At 24.1% G+C, this 17246-nt stretch carries 13 protein-coding genes; 3 read left to right on the top strand and 10 right to left on the bottom strand.

Going from position 1 to position 17246, the window contains the following annotated elements:
- The first annotated feature begins 63 nt into the window (after positions 1-63).
- Positions 64-1776: a proline--tRNA ligase gene (locus FQV33_RS00165; protein WP_158347514.1), complete on the top strand. Its 1713-nt coding sequence runs from the start codon at positions 64-66 to the stop codon at positions 1774-1776.
- A 44-nt stretch (positions 1777-1820) separates the two neighbouring features.
- On the opposite strand, the gene dnaE is transcribed toward FQV33_RS00165, so the two are convergent.
- The 9 genes from dnaE to rpsB form a co-directional block, all read right to left on the bottom strand.
- The gene (gene dnaE / locus FQV33_RS00160) at positions 1821-5285 is read right to left on the bottom strand and encodes a DNA polymerase III subunit alpha (protein WP_158347512.1); all 3465 of its coding nucleotides are present in this window, start codon (positions 5283-5285) and stop codon (positions 1821-1823) included.
- Between the two features lie 29 nt (positions 5286-5314).
- Positions 5315-5773 carry a 3-hydroxyacyl-ACP dehydratase FabZ gene (gene fabZ, locus FQV33_RS00155; RefSeq protein WP_158347510.1) on the bottom strand — a complete coding sequence of 153 codons (459 nt, stop codon included), beginning with the start codon at positions 5771-5773 and terminating at the stop codon, positions 5315-5317.
- A 92-nt stretch (positions 5774-5865) separates the two neighbouring features.
- Positions 5866-8259 (bottom strand): outer membrane protein assembly factor BamA, encoded by a 2394-nt coding sequence (gene bamA / locus FQV33_RS00150; RefSeq protein ID WP_226856629.1) that lies wholly within the window; start codon positions 8257-8259, stop codon positions 5866-5868.
- Between the two features lie 193 nt (positions 8260-8452).
- Entirely contained in the window at positions 8453-9199 is a 747-nt protein-coding gene (gene uppS / locus FQV33_RS00145; RefSeq protein ID WP_158347506.1) for a polyprenyl diphosphate synthase, read from the bottom strand.
- Between the two features lie 58 nt (positions 9200-9257).
- Positions 9258-10454 carry a 1-deoxy-D-xylulose-5-phosphate reductoisomerase gene (gene ispC / locus FQV33_RS00140; protein ID WP_158347504.1) on the bottom strand — a complete coding sequence of 399 codons (1197 nt, stop codon included), beginning with the start codon at positions 10452-10454 and terminating at the stop codon, positions 9258-9260.
- Positions 10455-10531: 77 nt separating this feature from the next.
- The gene (gene frr / locus FQV33_RS00135) at positions 10532-11089 is read right to left on the bottom strand and encodes a ribosome recycling factor (protein WP_158347502.1); all 558 of its coding nucleotides are present in this window, start codon (positions 11087-11089) and stop codon (positions 10532-10534) included.
- 78 nt (positions 11090-11167) lie between these two features.
- Complete coding sequence (pyrH, locus tag FQV33_RS00130; RefSeq protein ID WP_158347500.1) at positions 11168-11893, bottom strand: UMP kinase; 726 nt, start codon at positions 11891-11893, stop codon at positions 11168-11170.
- A gap of 68 nt (positions 11894-11961) precedes the next feature.
- Positions 11962-12780 carry a translation elongation factor Ts gene (gene tsf, locus FQV33_RS00125; protein ID WP_158347498.1) on the bottom strand — a complete coding sequence of 273 codons (819 nt, stop codon included), beginning with the start codon at positions 12778-12780 and terminating at the stop codon, positions 11962-11964.
- Between the two features lie 59 nt (positions 12781-12839).
- Complete coding sequence (rpsB, locus tag FQV33_RS00120) at positions 12840-13556, bottom strand: 30S ribosomal protein S2 (RefSeq protein ID WP_158347496.1); 717 nt, start codon at positions 13554-13556, stop codon at positions 12840-12842.
- A 298-nt stretch (positions 13557-13854) separates the two neighbouring features.
- Between rpsB and map the strand changes: the two genes are divergently transcribed.
- The gene (map, locus tag FQV33_RS00115) at positions 13855-14637 is read left to right on the top strand and encodes a type I methionyl aminopeptidase (protein ID WP_158347494.1); all 783 of its coding nucleotides are present in this window, start codon (positions 13855-13857) and stop codon (positions 14635-14637) included.
- 32 nt (positions 14638-14669) lie between these two features.
- On the top strand, positions 14670-15494 hold the full coding sequence (gene dapD / locus FQV33_RS00110; protein WP_158347492.1) for a 2,3,4,5-tetrahydropyridine-2,6-dicarboxylate N-succinyltransferase: 825 nt from the start codon (positions 14670-14672) through the stop codon (positions 15492-15494).
- Positions 15495-15541: 47 nt separating this feature from the next.
- On the opposite strand, the gene degP is transcribed toward dapD, so the two are convergent.
- On the bottom strand, positions 15542-16972 hold the full coding sequence (degP, locus tag FQV33_RS00105; protein WP_158347490.1) for a serine endoprotease DegP: 1431 nt from the start codon (positions 16970-16972) through the stop codon (positions 15542-15544).
- Positions 16973-17246 lie beyond the last annotated feature (274 nt).

The following is a 17246-nucleotide window of genomic DNA, read 5'->3' as shown; positions in this document are numbered from 1 at the left end:
TATTAAAAATTAAAATACTTTAATTTTTTAAACAACTTTTTATTTCTATTGAGATATTAATATATGCGAGCAAGTAAATATTTACTAGCAACTTTAAAAGAAACCCCTCATGATAGTAAAATAATTAGTCATCAACTTATGCTTAGAAGTGGAATGATTAGAAAATTATCATCAGGTTTGTATATTTGGTTACCAACAGGTCTAAAAGTACTAAAAAAAATAAATAATATCATTATAAATGAAATGAAAAAAATAAACGCTTTAGAAATTTGTATGCCTATTATACAACCAGAAAAACTATGGGAAAAAAGTGGACGTTTAAATATATATGGCAAAGAATTGTTACAATTTTTTGACCGACGTAATCAAAAGTTTATATTAGGCCCAACTAATGAGGAAGTTATAACTTATTTAATTAGTAATGAAGTTCGTTCGTATCAAGAACTACCATTAATTGTATACCAAATTCAAACTAAATTTAGAGATGAAATACGTCCAAGATTTGGAATTATTAGAACTCGTGAATTTACTATGAAGGATGCTTATTCTTTTCATATGAATAAAAATTGCTTAGAAAAAACTTATTATAATTTTTATCAAAGTTATATTAATATATTTGACCAAATGCAACTTCAATTTCGAGTAGTCAGTGCAGATTCTGGATCAATGGGTGGAAAAATTTCTCATGAATTTCAAGCTTTATCTGATAATGGAGAAGATGAAATAGTATTTTCAAAAAATACGTCATATTCTTCTAATATTAATACAGCACAATCAATAGAATCTATTAATTTTTTTAAAAAATGCAATAAAAACATTCATAATAAAATTAAAAGTATCAAATCAATAAAAAGTATTGATGAAATTGAGTATCCTATTCAGAATTTAGTAAAAACTATTTTAATTCGAACAGATAATAGTGAAGATTATACATTTGCTGCTTTATTAATACGAGCAGAACATGAACTAAATTTATTTAAAGTAGAAAAAATTAATATTTTTAAAAAACCATTAAAATTTATTAATGAAAAAGAAATTATTGCATTAACAGGGGTTGAAAAAAAATTTTTAGGACCCTTTAACTTAAAAATTCCTATATTTGCTGACGTTTCAGTATATTATATGAAAAATTTTACTATCGGCGCAAATATTAATAAAAAATTTTTTATTAACGTAAACTGGAATGTAGATATTCCAATTCCAACTATTGTGGATATTAGAAATATTACAACAAATGATGTAGGACCAGATGGATCAAAATCTTTAGAAATTAAAAAAAGTATTGAAATTGGACATATATTTCAACTAGAAAAAGAGTATTCTAAAAAAATGAATATGTTAGTAAAAGATCAAGTTGGAAAACAAAAAAATTTATATATGGGATGTTATGGAATTGGAATAAGTCGAATTATTGCGGCTATAATAGAGCAAAATTATGACAATAAAGGTATCATTTGGCCAAATTGCATTGCTCCTTTTGAAGTAGCTATTTTACCTATTAATATAAATAATTGCCAAAAAACCAAACAAATTACAGAAGAATTATATAAAAAAATGAAAAATGAAAAAATTGATGTAATTTTAGATGATCGAAACAAAAGACCAGGTATAATGTTTAATGAAATAGATTTGATTGGAATTCCTCATCAAATTATCATTAGCTCACGTCATATAGATAAAGAAAATGTTGAATATCGACAAAGAAAAAATAAAGAAAATATTCTTATTAATATAAAAGATATTATCTTTTTTATAAAAAATAAATTAAAACGATAAAATAGTTTAACAAATTTATTTATATATTTTTTAAAAATGTTTATTTAATAAAATTTTAATTTTACATTATTTAATCCAACTAAAAATTTTAACTCATTTAAAAATTCATTATTAACAGTAATGTAAAAATTCTTTTTTTTTATTATACCAAAAGAACACTTTACTGTTTTATAAAAGAAATCAACTAAAATACTACCTTTATCTTGTTTTTCTAATAGTTGATATAATTTTTCTAAAAAAAATTTATTTTTATTTTCCGTTAATCTAATAATTAATTCCTTAACATATTTTTCTCTTACTAACATTAGATTCATAATATCATATGCTATTATTTTTGAGTTTTGAGTTGATTCTGACATTCCTTTAATTATTAAAATTTCATTTAATTTAATTAAATGTTCAAATAAATTAAAAACTTTTTTAAAAACGACAACTTCTGAACGACTAGTATAATTATCTAATATTAATATAGCTATTTTATTTTTATTTTTTGTTGTTTTTATTTTAATTGAAACTATAATTCCTAAAACTATTTTTTTTTTATTATTAAATTTTAATTCTGAATTTTTTAAATTATTTACATAATATTTTAGCTCTTCTTTATACTGATTAATAGGATGTGCTGTTAAATAAAAACCTAAAACTTGATATTCATTTGTGAATTGATCTTTTTCAATAGAAGAAGATCTAGATAAATTATTTCTTTTGATTATATTTAATTCATCTTTAAATATGCCAAAAAGACTTGCTTGTCGATTATTTTTAATTCTTAGATGTTCTTTTGCAGCCTTAATAGCATTTTCAATTAAATTAAGTAAATAATTTCTATCTTTGTTAATAGAATCAAAACTACCCGACATAATTAGTTTTTCTAATATTCTACGATTTATTTTATTAGGATCACAACGTGTGCATAAATCAAATAAATCATAAAAACAACCATTTTTATCTCTTTCTTCAATAATGCTTTTTATTGAATTTTCACCTATTCCTTTTATAGCTCCAAGCCCATAAATTATATTATTAAAATTATCAACATAAAACTCATATTTGCTTAAATTAATATTAGGTGGAATAATTTTTAATTTCATATTAAATGCTTCATGCACTAAAATTATAATTTTTTCTATGTTATCTATATCCGAGTTCATAGTAGAAGCTATAAACTCTGCAGGATAATATGTTTTCAACCATAATGTTTGATAAGATACTAATGCATAAGCTACAGAATGAGATTTATTAAATCCATATCCTGCAAATTTTTCTAATAAATCAAAAATTTTTATTGCCAATTTTATATTAATACCATTTTTTTGAGACCCTTCTAAAAAAACTTTTCTCTGCTCTGCCATATCTTTTAAGTTTTTTTTACTCATAGCACGTCTTAAAATATCAGCTTTTCCTAAAGTATAACCTGCTAAAATTTGAGCGATTTTCATTACTTGTTCTTGATATAAAATAATGCCATAAGTTGATTCTAATACAGGTTTTAAAAGTATATGCTGCCAATTATGATCAGGATACGCAATTTTTTCATATCCATGCTTTCGATTTATAAAATTATCTACCATTCCTGATTGTAACGGTCCAGGTCTAAAAAGAGCTAAAAGTGCAATAATATCTTCAAAGCAATCCGGCTTTAATCTTTGAATTAAATCTTTCATTCCATGAGATTCTAATTGAAAAATAGCTGTAGTTTTACATTCTTTTAATAAATCAAAACATTTTTTGTCATCTAAAGAAATAGAGTTAATATTAATTTCTTTTTTATCCAATAATAACTTTGCGTTAATCATATCTACTGTACAACTGATTGTTGTTAAAGTACGTAAACCAAGAAAATCAAACTTTAATAAACCAACATACTCAATATCATTTTTATCAAATTGAGTTACTGGATTATTTCCATTTTCATCACAATATAATGGACAAAAATCAGTAATTTTAGTAGGAGAAATTACAACACCACCCGCATGCTTTCCAACGTTTCGATTTACTCCTTCTAGTTTTTTTGATATATCAATTAATTTTTTTATATCTTCATCATTTTTATAAAGATTATATAATTCTGAGTTTTTAGAAAAAGCTTCGTTAAGTGTTATTCCTGGATCTAAGGGTACTAATTTAGATAAATTATTAATAAATCCATAAGGATAACCTAAAACTCTTCCTACATCTCTAATTACAGCTTTTGCTGTCATTGTACCAAAAGTAATAATTTGAGCTACTGCATTTCTACCATACATATCTGAAACATGTTCGATAACTTTATCTCTTTTTTCCATACAAAAATCAATATCAAAATCAGGCAAAGAAATACGTTCTGGATTTAAAAATCGTTCAAATAACAAATCAAATACTAAAGGATCTATTTCTGTTATATTCAATACATATGCAACTAATGATCCTGCTCCTGAACCTCTTCCAGGTCCTACGGGAATATTATTATTTTTCGCCCATTGTATAAACTCCATAACGATTAAAAAATAACCAGGAAAACCCATTTTATTTATTATATCTAACTCCATAATTAAACGATTTTTATATTTTAAATATGTTTTGTTATCTATTTTTATATTAGAAGAATATATTTTTAAACGTTTTTTTAATCCTTGTTGAGCCTTAATAATTAAATAGTTTTGAACACTTATTTCACCTGTCGAAAATTGAGGTAAAAAATATTTTCCAGAAGATATAAAAACATTACAACGTTTTGCGATTTCTACACTATTAACTAATGCTTCAGGAATGTCAGAGAAAAGATTAGACATTTCTTCTTCACTTTTTAAAAATTGATGTTTGCTATAATTATTTTGAATTTTAGAATTTTTTAAAATTTCTCCTTCATGAATTGAAATTCTAATTTTATGAATCTCAAAATCTTCTTTTTTTAAAAAACAAACATCATTCGTAGCAACTACTGGAATACTTTTTGAATAAGATAAATCTACGGCTAAATGTAAATATTTTTCTTCGTTTTTTCTTCCTGTCCGTATTAATTCTAAATAATAAGAGGCAGGAAAATATGTTTCATAAAATTTCAAACAAGAAGATATTGATGATAATTGACTACGCAATAAAATTTTTCCAATTTCACCTTGACACCCACCAGAAAGTAATATTAATCCATTATTAAGCTCTGCAAGCCATTTTTTTTCTATTGTTACAAATTTATTATTAACATATCCTTTTTGATAAGCACGAGAAATTAATTCAATTAAATTTTTATATCCTTCTTGATTTGAAACTAATATAGTTAATTCTACTAAATCATTTTTTATAAATTCTGAAATAAATTTTACTGTTGTGCCGATAATCGGTTTTAATCCAAATTTATGCGAAGAATTATAAAATTTTATTACACCATATAAATTACTAAAATCTGTAATTGCTAAAGCCATCATTTTTAAAGAAACTGCTTTTTTTACTAAATCTTCTGGTTTAGATAATCCATCAAATATTGAATAATCACTATGTACATGAAGATGAACAAATTTTGGTAAATTCATTTATTTTCCAAATTTAATATAAAAATATTTTACTTAATATCAATTTTTTTATAAAAAAGAATAGTAGCATGACAAATATTTTTATTATTTACTATTGCAATAACTTTAAATTTAATTAAATTTCTTTTTTTTTTAAAATAAACTACTTCAATAAATATTTGATCTCCAGGAATAATATTTTGCTTAAATCTAGCATTTTCAATACCAACAAAATAGTATAATTTATTAACATTTAATGCTCCTGTACTTTTGTATATTAAAATAGCAGCTGCTTGAGTCATAGCCTCAATAATTAATATGCCTGGAAAAATAGGCTCTTTTAAAAAATGTCCCTGAAAAAAAGGTTCATTTATAGTACAATTTTTTAATGCTTTTAAATAATTAAATATTTTAAAATCCAAAATTTTGTCAATTAATAACAAAGGATAACGATGTGGTAAAATTTTTAAAATTTTTTTAATATCTAAAACGTTATAATTAGAACTCAAAATATTTACCTTTTTAAAACAATGACCTTAAAAAATATATTTTTACAAATAAAATTTATTTCATTTGACTAAATAAAACTATTTAATTTAAATTACCAATTTTTACCAATATTAAATTGAAATGCTTCTAACTGACTATTTTCATTTTTTTGAATAGGATAAGCATAAGAAAATACTAATGGACCAATAGGAGAAAACCATTGTAAAGAAAAACCAATAGAAGAATAAATACTTTTGAAATTACTAAAATCCATAAATTGTAAAGTAGAAGTATTTTTTTGTTGTTTCCATCTAGCATCCCAAATATTACCAGCATCTAAAAAAAATGAAGATCTAAGAAAATGTGTATACTCTTCTTTAATAAATGGAATTGGGACAATTAATTCTAAGTTAGCAATTGCCATGGCATTTCCGCCAATTGAATCTAAAGATTCACAAACATGATTATTTTTATATCCAAAACATTCTTTTAAATTTTTAATATCATAACTTTTTTTCGGACCAATAGTATTAATACGAAATCCACGAATATTATTTGAACTATTTGAATGAAAATTTTCATAAAAAGGTAGTTTTTCTTGGTTTAAACTATCTCCAAAACCAGCTCTAAAATGAGTTAAAAATATAAATTTTTTTTCTTCATCTAATGGTATATATTGTTCAGTATCTAATAAAAATTTATAAAAATTATTATCAGAACCAGGAATAGTATTTTTACCACTTAAATAAGTTTGATTACCAGAAATGGGAAAATAAAAATTTTTTAAAGTATTATGTAAAAATGAATAATTTAAAGTAAAATCATTCACTAAACTATTTTTTAAAAACTCATCATTAATCATTTCATCTTTATGATTTATAAAAACTTTATTATTAATTGGATTAATTAAATTATCTTTTTTAATGAAACTATTTTTATTAACTAAACTATTTCTAGTATATCCAAAACCTACATTGATCCTATTAAAGTCATTAATTAAAAAACTTAAATCACTTTCAAATCCATATGTTTTTTTCATAAGAGTTGACATACCATTAAGATGGTATTTAAAATCATTATAAAACAATCTAGTATTTAAATTTGTACCATTTTCAAAAAAATATGGATATGTAATTAGTAAATCTGCATATTTTTGATTATCATTTTTAATAATACTAGTTTTTAAAGAATTACCAGATCCAAATAAATTATCTTTTGCAAGAGATGCATTAAAACTTAATCCACTATCTTTGCCATAGCCTAATCCAAAATTTATAGTACCAGTAGAACGTTCTTTTAATCCGTAAATAATATCAACTGCATTTTTTTTATTATATACAAAATCTTTTGTAACTGTAACATCATAAAGATATTTTATTTTTTCTAATGATTCTTTGCTCAAATCAATTAATTTTAAATTAAACCATTCGCCTTCAATTTGCTTTATTTCACGACGTAAAACTACATCTTGGGTTAACTCATTACCTCTAAATAATATTTTATTAACAAAATATCGTTGATTAATATTTATATTAAAATTTAAAATTATAGTTTTTTTTCGAAAATTTACTTGAGGATCAATTAAAATTTGGGAATTAATATATCCATGTTCAGATAGAAAATACTTAATTTTTTGAATTATTGTATCAATTTTTTCTTGATTATAAAATTCATTATTATTAATAGTAATAAAACTCTTTATTTTTTCATAATATTGTAATAAATTTCCATTAATAAAAAAATTATCAATTTTATATCTATTTCCTTCAGAAATTTCTAAAAAAATATTTACTTTATTTTGACCTTTTAAAAAACTAACTATTTTTTTATCTATATGAAAATAATAATATCCTTTATTTAAATAAAATTTTTTTAAATTATTTAAATCCTTTTCTAGTTGATCAGAATAATAAATATATTTTTCTAAAAAGTTCCACCAAGGTTTATAATCTTTTAACTTAAATAAAGAAATAATTTCATCTCGAGAAAAATTTTTATTTCCAAGAATTTTAATATTATTTATTTGTAATAAACTTCCTTCATCAATTAATATTTTTAAATTAATTCTATTGTTTGAAGAAAACGTTGTTAATAATTTAATTTTTGCTTGATATCTTCCAATATGGAAATAAAACTGTTTTATATTTTTTATAAAAATATCTTTTAAATACGGATTGTATTGTTTTCCTACTTCAATACCTAATTGATTAAGATATTTTTTAAAAACAGTATTTTTAATTATGTGATTACCTGAAAAATTAATATGATAAATTAAAGGTCGTTCTATCATTTTAAAAATAAGTGATTTTTCTGAAAAAAACACTTTAATATCTTCAAATTTTCCTGTTTGAAATAAAGATTTAATGCTTTTTTGAATATCATTTTTAGATATTTTACTACCAACATTAAATAAAATATTTTTTAATGCTTCCTCTTTTGAAAAATATCTTAATCCTTGAAATTCAATGTTTTTTATAGTCCATAAATTTTTTGAATAAATATTCATGCTAAAAAACATCAAAAAAACCATAAAAAATTTTTTAATTAACATTATTGCAATTTTTCCTGCAATAGATCTAATACTTTGTATGTTTTTATGCCATACAATCTAAAAGAGATTAAGAAATAGAAAATAAGATTTTAATAATTTTTATTATCAAAAAAATATTTATAAAATTTAAATAATATTAAAAATGCTTTTAATCTTTAATAATTTTTCCAAAACGACGTTCTCGAGTACTAAAGTAATTAATTGCATCTTGAAATATAAATTCATTAAAATCAGGCCATAAAACATCAGTAAAATATAATTCAGAATATGCTATTTGCCATAATAAAAAATTGCTAATTCTTTTTTCACCCCCAGTTCTAATAACTAAATCTACTGGTAATAAACCATTAGTACATAAATATTGAGAAAATATTGTTTCTTTAATTTGATTTATATCTAAATATCCATTTTGGACAGCATTAACAACTTTTTTTACTCCTTCTAGTATGTCCCATTTACCACCATAATTTGCAGCAATATTTAAAATTAATCCACTATTATTTAAAGTAATTTTTTCTGCATTATAAATATAAGATTGTAATTCTTTATTAAACGCAGTTAAATTACCAATTACTTTAAGACAAATATTATATTTATTTAAATTTTTAACTTCATTTTTTAATGCAAATAAAAATAGTTTAAGTAAAGATACTACTTCCAATTTAGGACGTTTCCAATTTTCACTACTAAAAGTATATAGTGTTAATACTTCTATTTTATTTTGAATAGCAAGTTTAACTGTTTTCTTAACTGCTTTAAAACCTGCTTTATGACCAAAAGCACGTGTTTCTCCTCTTTTTTTTGCCCATCTTCCATTTCCATCCATAATTATGGCAATATGACGAGGTATTTTTTTGCTAAATTTTTCGTTAGTCTGTATATATTTATGTGACATTACATATATATTTCTCTTAAAAATAAAATTAATTTAAAATAAAAATATTGTTAACTTTTTAATAAACTAAAGATAATATTTTTTTTTCCGTTTTTATTCTAGTTTTTTTATCAATTTCTAAAATTTCTTCGACAGAAGTGGGTTCTAAAAAAGAAGAAGACATTAAAATATCACTATTTATTTCATAAATTTTATTAAATCTAATTTTTGAATTTAAAAAAGCAGAGACAGAAATTTCATTAACAGCATTTAAAACTGTCATTGCTGATTGACCTGCAGAAAAAGCGTCAATTGCTAGTTTTAAACATGGAAACTGTGTAAAATCTGGTTCAAAAAAGTTTAAGGACTTCAATTTTTTAAAATTTAAAAAATTAGATCCAGAAATAATCCGTTTAGGAAATGCCAGTGCATATGAAATAGCAACTTTCATATCTGGAACTGAAAGTTGGGCTAATACTGAACCATCAATATATTCTACCATAGAATGAATAATCGATTGAGGATGAATTAAAATATCAATTTCATTATCTGAAGTATTAAATAACCATCTAGCTTCAATATATTCTAAACCTTTATTTATCATAGTTGCCGAATCTACTGATATTTTTTTTCCCATTGACCAATTTGGATGAGCACATGTTTGATCAGGTGTCACAAAAGGCAAATCTTCTTTTTGAAGGTGATATAATGGACCACCTGAACCAGTTAAAATAATAGATTTAATTCCATTTTCTTTTAAACTAACTTTTCCTAAACTTTTTTGCAAACATTGAGGTAAAACTTGAAAAATAGCGTTATGTTCGCTATCGATAGGAACTATATTAGCATGGTGAACAGATAAAGCGTTCATAAATATAGAACCACAAGTAATTAGAGATTCTTTATTAGCTAGTAAAATTGTTTTTCCAGCATATATGGCAGATAAAGTAGGTAATAAACCTGCCATTCCAACAATGGCAGATACTACATAATCATTCTCTTTTAAAGAAGCCAATGCACAAATTTCTTTTTTTCCAGATAAAACCTGTGTTTTAATTTTATTCTCTTTCAACTTTATTCTAAGTATATCTGCCGATTTTTCATTATTCATAGCCACCCAATCAGGTGAAAAAAATTTACATTGCTCCAACATCACAGAACAATTTTTATTTGCAACCAATGCAACTATTTTGAATAAATCAGGATGTTTTTTAATAATAGATATTGTACTAATACCGATTGAACCAGTCGATCCTAAAATTGTTATTTTTTTCATAAAAATTTTTTATTATAACAAATATTTTATTAATTGTTTAAGATGTAAATACTGATTTTACTTTTAGTCATTTTAAATTAAAATTTCATGAGTTCTTTTTCTTTCAAAATTAAAATTGTTTCTACTTTCTTAATATATTCATCTGTCATTTTTTGAATCTTACTTTGTGAACTATGTTCTTGATCTTCTCCAATAACTTTGGTTTTTAAATAAACTTTAATTTTTTCATTAGCATCTCTTCGAACATTTCGTATACAAATACGAGTATTTTCTGCATTATTTTTAATAATTTTAATAAAATTTTTTCTTCTTTCTTCTGTTAGACCTGGTATTGGTACAATAATATCTTTTCCATGTACAACTGGATTTAAATCAAGATTGGAATTTAAAATAGCTTTGTTAACTAAAGACGTATTAGAACTATCAAATATATTAATCTTAAGAGTATGATAATCTTCAACTATTATATTAGATATTTGATGTAGTGGAACTTTAGAACCAAAATATTCAACATATATACTATTAAGCAGCTCTGGAGATGCTCTTCCAGTTCTGATATTATTTACTTGGATTTGAAAGTTTTTAATACAAACTTCCATTTTTTTCTGACTTTTAATATAAAGCTGATTAATCACATAATTACCTATAGAATGTATTAGTTTATTAAATTTATTTGAAAAGATTTTTAATTATTTTAAAAATATTTATATATTTTACCTTGTAATAATAGTACCTTCGTCATATCCTGTAACAATGCGATATAAAGATTGAGGTTTATTAATGTTAAAAACCCGAATAGGCAAGTCATGATCTCTAGCTAGAGAAAAAGCAGATAAATCCATAACTTTTAATTCTTTTTTAAGCACATCTTTATATGTCAATTTTTTATAAAGAATTGCGTGAGAGCACTTTTTTGGATCTTGAGAATACACGCCATCGACTTTTGTTCCTTTCAAAATAATATTTGATTGTGTTTCAATTCCACGTAAACATGCTGCAGAATCAGTTGTAAATAAAGGATTACCTATACCAGCAGCAAAAATTACCACAGAATTATCAGACAAAAGTTTAATTGCTCGTTTATAAGTGTAAGTTTCACATATACCATTAATTGGTATAGCAGACATTACATAAGAACGAATAGAATAATAATGCATTATATCATGCATTGCTAAACTATTAATTATTGTGGACAATATACCAATATGATCAGATGCTATTCTATTTATACCAATTTCAGACAAAGTTGCACCACGAAATAAATTTCCACTTCCAATCACCAATCCTACTTGTACACCAATTTTTAATACTAATTTTATTTCTTTAGCTATTTTTTTTAAAGCATTTATATCAATACCAAATTTATTAACTCCTTGTAATACTTCTCCACTTATTTTTAGTAAAATTCGGGGGTATATAAATTTTGTATTGGTAGACATTTGTTTAATCCGAATATATTTTTATATATTTAAAAAAAAATATTATTTAAAAGAAAATTATATTGCTATTAATTAATATTTTCATCATTAGTTATATTTTCTCCAATTTCAAATCTAGTGAATGAGACAATACTACCATTATTTTCTGTTAATACTTGACCTACTGTTTTATTTGGATCAATTATAAAATTTTGACCAATTAAAGAAATATTATTAACAAATTTATTCATACGGCCATCTACTATTTTTTTTAATATACTGGTAGGTTTATTATAATTTTTTACTAATTCCAATTGAATATTATATTCTCTTTCAAAAACAGATGTGGGTACTTCATCAGGATGGATATATTCAGGTTTGCTTGCAGCTATATGCATTGAAATATTTTTTAATATGCTTTCATTTAAATTATTAGCACTAACTAATACGCCAATACGACCGGCATGTATATAAGAGTATATATTCTCATGCTCAATTATTCCAAATCGATTGATTTTAATATTTTCACCAAATTTAATAATTAATTCTGTTATTTTGGATTCAAAATAATTTTGTATATCAAAAATTTTTTTTATTTTCTTAGATAATGCTGTTAAAATTATTTCATTTCCTAAAGAAATAAATAAATTATCTTTTGCTACGAAGTCAGTTTGACAATTTAACTCAATCATAACTCCAACACTATTTTGAATCTTTGAAAATATTAAACCTTGATTTGTAGTATTTTTTAGTTTTTTAAAAGCTTGCATTTTTCCTGATTTTCTTAGATTATCAATCGATAATTCAATATCTCCATTTTCTTCGATTAATGCACGCTTACATTCCATAAATCCAACACCTGTACGCAATCTCAATTTTTTAACCAATTCAGCAGAAATGTCAGTCATAAATATCTTCTCTTATAATATTTTTAAAAATGAACGTATGTTTATTAAGCATATATATTTTATTTAGAATTTATTAATACTTCTGTAAATGAAGTTTGATGATTTGTTTTACAAATACTCATTGTGACAGCTTTTAAATATAATGCTACAGATCTAATTGCATCATCATTTCCAGGTATTATATAATCTACACCATCAGGATTTGAATTAGTATCTACGATAGCAAAAACAGGAATACCTAAATTATTTGCCTCTTGAATTGCAATATGTTCATGAGCAGCATCAATAACAAATAAACAATCTGGAAGACCTCCCATATTTTTTATACCACCTAAACTATTTTCTAATTTAGCTAATTCCCGTGTTCGTATTAATGCTTCTTTTTTCGTTAATTTTAAAAAAGTTCCATCTTTAGATTCTATCTCTAAATCTTTTAAACGTTTAATAGACTGGCGTACTGTTTTCCAATTAGTCAGCATGCCTCCTAACCAACGATGATTCACGTAAAATTGATTGCAATTTATTGCTGTTTCTTTAATTTTTCTACTAGCTGCTCGTTTTGTTCCAACAAATAAGATTTTTCCTTTTCTAAAAGATATTTTTTTTAATTCTAATAAAGCAAAATTAAACATTGGAAGAGTTTTTTCTAAATTAATAATATGTACCTTGTTTTTAGAACCAAAAATAAATGGTTTCATTTTTGGATTCCAATAACGAGTTTGATGTCCAAAATGTACTCCTGCTTTTAACATATCTTTCATTGAAACTATTTCCATAACCACTCCTTAATAAATTAAAAGAACAATAAATTTTTGTAAAATAAATAATCCTATAACTTTTATATTAAATAAAAAAAGATAAATATTTTTAATTTTTTATATCATATTAAATATATTTAATGAATTGAATAAAATATATCATATTCAATATTTAAGATCAGTAATAATTATTAATGTATTTTATTTTTTTATTGAATTAATAAATAAATATTAAAACAAAAAATTTTTATAACCAAATTTTATAAACTATAATTTAAATAAATTAAGTTTAATATATCTAAATTGGTTAAATATTATGAATTGCATGATAAAAAAAGAATCAGAAATAGAAAAAATGAGAATATCTGGAAAATTAGCTTCAAAAGTATTAGAAATGATCGAAGAATATGTCCAACCAGGTATAAGTACAGAAGAACTAAATAACATCTGTCATGATTTCATTCTGAAAAACAATGCTATTCCAGCGTGCTTAGGATATCATGGTTTTCCTAAATCTGTTTGTATTTCTGTTAATGATGTTGTATGTCATGGTATTCCAAGTAAAAGTCAAATCCTAAAAATAGGAGATATAATTAATATTGATATTACAGTTATTAAAAATAATTATTATGCTGATACTTCAAAAATGTTTTTTGTAGGAAAACCAAGTGTTTTATCTAAACGTTTATGTCAAGTAACACAAGAAAGTCTTTATTTAGCTTTAAATATAATTAAATCAGGAACTCCACTATTTAAAATTGGTGAAATAATTGAAAATTACGTTGAAAATCATGGATTTTCAGTCGTAAAAGAATATTGTGGACACGGGATTGGTTCATCATTTCATGAAGAACCGCATGTATTACATTACAAAAATAACAACAAACTAATTTTAAAAAAAGGAATGATTTTTACTATTGAACCCATGGTAAATGCAGGAAAATCAGAAGTAAAATGTATGAAAGATGGATGGACAGTAAAAACAAAAGATCATTCATTATCTGCTCAATATGAACACACTATATTAGTAACAAACTATGGATGTGATATTTTAACATGGCAAAAACAAGAAAAAATACCCCCGAGTTTTACTAATTAAAAATAAAATAAAATAAATGAGGTTAATTGAAAATGCAAAACTTTAAAAAAACAATTGAAAATGCTTATGACCATAGAAATGAAATTAATTTTAAAAACATTGATACAGACACTTATAAAACTATCACTCATATAATTAGCCTATTAAACCAAGGAGAAATACGTATTTCAGAAAAGCAAAATAATGTATGGATTACTCATCAATGGTTAAAAAAAGCAATTTTATTATATATATATTTTTCAAAAAATAATATTTTTTTAGGAAAAAACACTAATTATTACGATAAAATTCCACTTAAATATAATAAATACACTCAAGAAAATTTTGAAAAAGAAAAAGTTCGTATAGTACCACCAGCCACTGTTAGATATGGTTCATTTATTAATTATAATACAGTCATTATGCCATCGTATATTAATATAGGTGCATATATAGACCAAGGAACTATGATAGATACATGGGCTACTGTAGGATCATGTGCTCAAATTGGAAAAAATGTACACTTATCCGGAGGAGTTGGTATAGGGGGGGTATTAGAACCTTTGCAAAATAATCCTACTATTATTGAAGATAATTGTTTTATTGGTGCTCGTTCTGAAATTGTAGAAGGAGTTATCATAGAGCAAGGTTCTGTAATATCTATGGGCGTTTTTATTGGACAAAGCACTAAAATTTATAATAGAGAAACAGGGGAAATTTCTTATGGCAGAGTTCCTGCTAATTCTGTTGTAGTTTCAGGAAGTTTACCATCAAATAATGGAAAATATAATTTATATTCTGCAATTATTGTTAAAAAAGTAGACCATAGAACAACAAGTAAAGTAGAAATTAATCAATTGTTACGTCGTTTAAAATAATAGAAAACCGCCCGAATTTTGAAAATCGGGCGGAATTATATAATAAGTTACTCACTTACTAAGTAAATACTAGTAGTGCCTCTTTTTACTCTAAAAACTAATAGGCTTGAACGGCTATCTAATGCTTTTTTTAAATCGTCTAAATTATTTATTAAGCTTTGATTTACTTCTATAATAATATCATCTTTTTTAAAACCCATCTTTGAAGCTGGAGTATTTGTTTTTACATCTTCTACTTTTACACCTTTTTGTTGAGCTAAATAATTAGATAAATTAGCACCTTCAAGGCCAGTATAAATATCTCCAAAATTCATATTGTGTTGAACTGATGCTTTTAATTCGACGAATATATCTTTGATTTTTCCATCTCGAAATACTCCTAATATCATTTTAGTGGTAACTGGTAAAGATCCAATTTCAGCACGTAATGCTGAAAAACTCAAAATAGGCTTTTTATTTAAAGATATAATAATATCTCCAGCTTTAATACCTGCTTGAAACGCAGAAGAATTAGGTAATACCTGACTGACAAAGGCACCTTTTTGATTATTAGTTTTCATCATCCTTGCTAAATCAGAGTTTAATTCCATTCCTATTATACCTAACTCACCACGTCTTACTTGTCCAAATTGAGCTATTTGTGATGTAAGATTTTTAACCATATTACCAGGGATCGCAAAACCAATACCTATATTTCCTCCATCTGGAGCTAATATTGCAGTATTAATCCCTATTAACTCACCATTTAGATTGATTAGTGCCCCACCAGAATTACCTCTATTAATAGCTGCATCAGTTTGAATGAAATTTTCGTAATGTTCAATATTTAATCCACTTCGTCCTAAAGCAGAAATAATACCAGATGTAACAGTCTCACCTAAACCATAAGGATTACCAATAGCTACAGTGTAGTCACCTACTCTTAGGGCATCAGAATCTGCAATTTTTATTGCGCTTAAATTATGTGCATTTTTTAATTGTATTAAAGCAATATCAGAACGTGAATCATTCCCAATTACATAAGCCTCATAACGCCTTCCATCACTTAATTGAGCTTGTATTTTATTAGCATTTTCTACAACGTGATTATTTGTTACAGCATATCCTTTTTCTGCATCAATAATAACACCTGATCCTAGTGCACGAAACTTTTTATTTGTATTATTAGAATTTGGATGCGAACGACAAAAAGGAGAATTCCTAAATGGTGAATTACCTTTACAAAAAGGAGAATTGTTACCAAAAAATGGTTGAAATTGATGAGGTAAACGAGCAGTTGGAATTATAGTACTGCCTTCAATATTAATGCTAATTACTGAAGGCATAACTTTTTCTAACATAGGTGCTAAACTAGGCATAACAGGTATATAGGAAATATTATTAGAAGTAGAATTTTTATTTCCCCAAGACATTCCTAAACTTAGTAATAGAGTTAAAATAAATACTGTTCCGCCCAATACTATATTTATTCTTTTCATTATTTCTTTCTCATAAATTACAATCTAATCTTACATAGATAAAACGACTAAAAAACCAAAATTTTTAATTAAAATGAAATTTTATTATACACTCCATCATTCATTAACTCCATCGATGCTTAATAGATAAATAAAAAAACATTTTGATCAATACTAGTAAATTTACAATTTTATAAATATTTATTATTTATTAACTTTTAAAATACTTTTATAAAAAATATATTTTTTATATATAATATTTTTCTTATTAAAAATAATGGTTTTACATTTATGA

The organism is Buchnera aphidicola (Aphis fabae) (assembly GCF_009069125.1).
Taxonomy (GTDB): Bacteria; Pseudomonadota; Gammaproteobacteria; order Enterobacterales; family Enterobacteriaceae; genus Buchnera; species Buchnera aphidicola_BB.
Note: the sequence above shows the minus strand (reverse complement) of the source record. Positions and strands in the feature narration are given on the sequence as shown.

Bases quoted from the DNA above. Each gene is read 5' to 3' on its own strand.
- FQV33_RS00165 (WP_158347514.1), top strand. From the start codon at position 64: ATGCGAGCAAGTAAATATTTACTAGCAACTTTAAAAGAAACCCCTCAT.
- tsf (WP_158347498.1), bottom strand. From the start codon at position 12,780: ATGACTGACATTTCTGCTGAATTGGTTAAAAAATTGAGATTGCGTACA.
- bamA (WP_226856629.1), bottom strand. From the start codon at position 8,259: ATGAATATTTATTCAAAAAATTTATGGACTATAAAAAACATTGAATTT.
- map (WP_158347494.1), top strand. From the start codon at position 13,855: ATGAATTGCATGATAAAAAAAGAATCAGAAATAGAAAAAATGAGAATA.
- ispC (WP_158347504.1), bottom strand. From the start codon at position 10,454: ATGAAAAAAATAACAATTTTAGGATCGACTGGTTCAATCGGTATTAGT.
- dapD (WP_158347492.1), top strand. From the start codon at position 14,670: ATGCAAAACTTTAAAAAAACAATTGAAAATGCTTATGACCATAGAAAT.
- uppS (WP_158347506.1), bottom strand. From the start codon at position 9,199: ATGTCACATAAATATATACAGACTAACGAAAAATTTAGCAAAAAAATA.
- pyrH (WP_158347500.1), bottom strand. From the start codon at position 11,893: ATGTCTACCAATACAAAATTTATATACCCCCGAATTTTACTAAAAATA.
- dnaE (WP_158347512.1), bottom strand. From the start codon at position 5,285: ATGAATTTACCAAAATTTGTTCATCTTCATGTACATAGTGATTATTCA.
- rpsB (WP_158347496.1), bottom strand. From the start codon at position 13,556: ATGGAAATAGTTTCAATGAAAGATATGTTAAAAGCAGGAGTACATTTT.
- degP (WP_158347490.1), bottom strand. From the start codon at position 16,972: ATGAAAAGAATAAATATAGTATTGGGCGGAACAGTATTTATTTTAACT.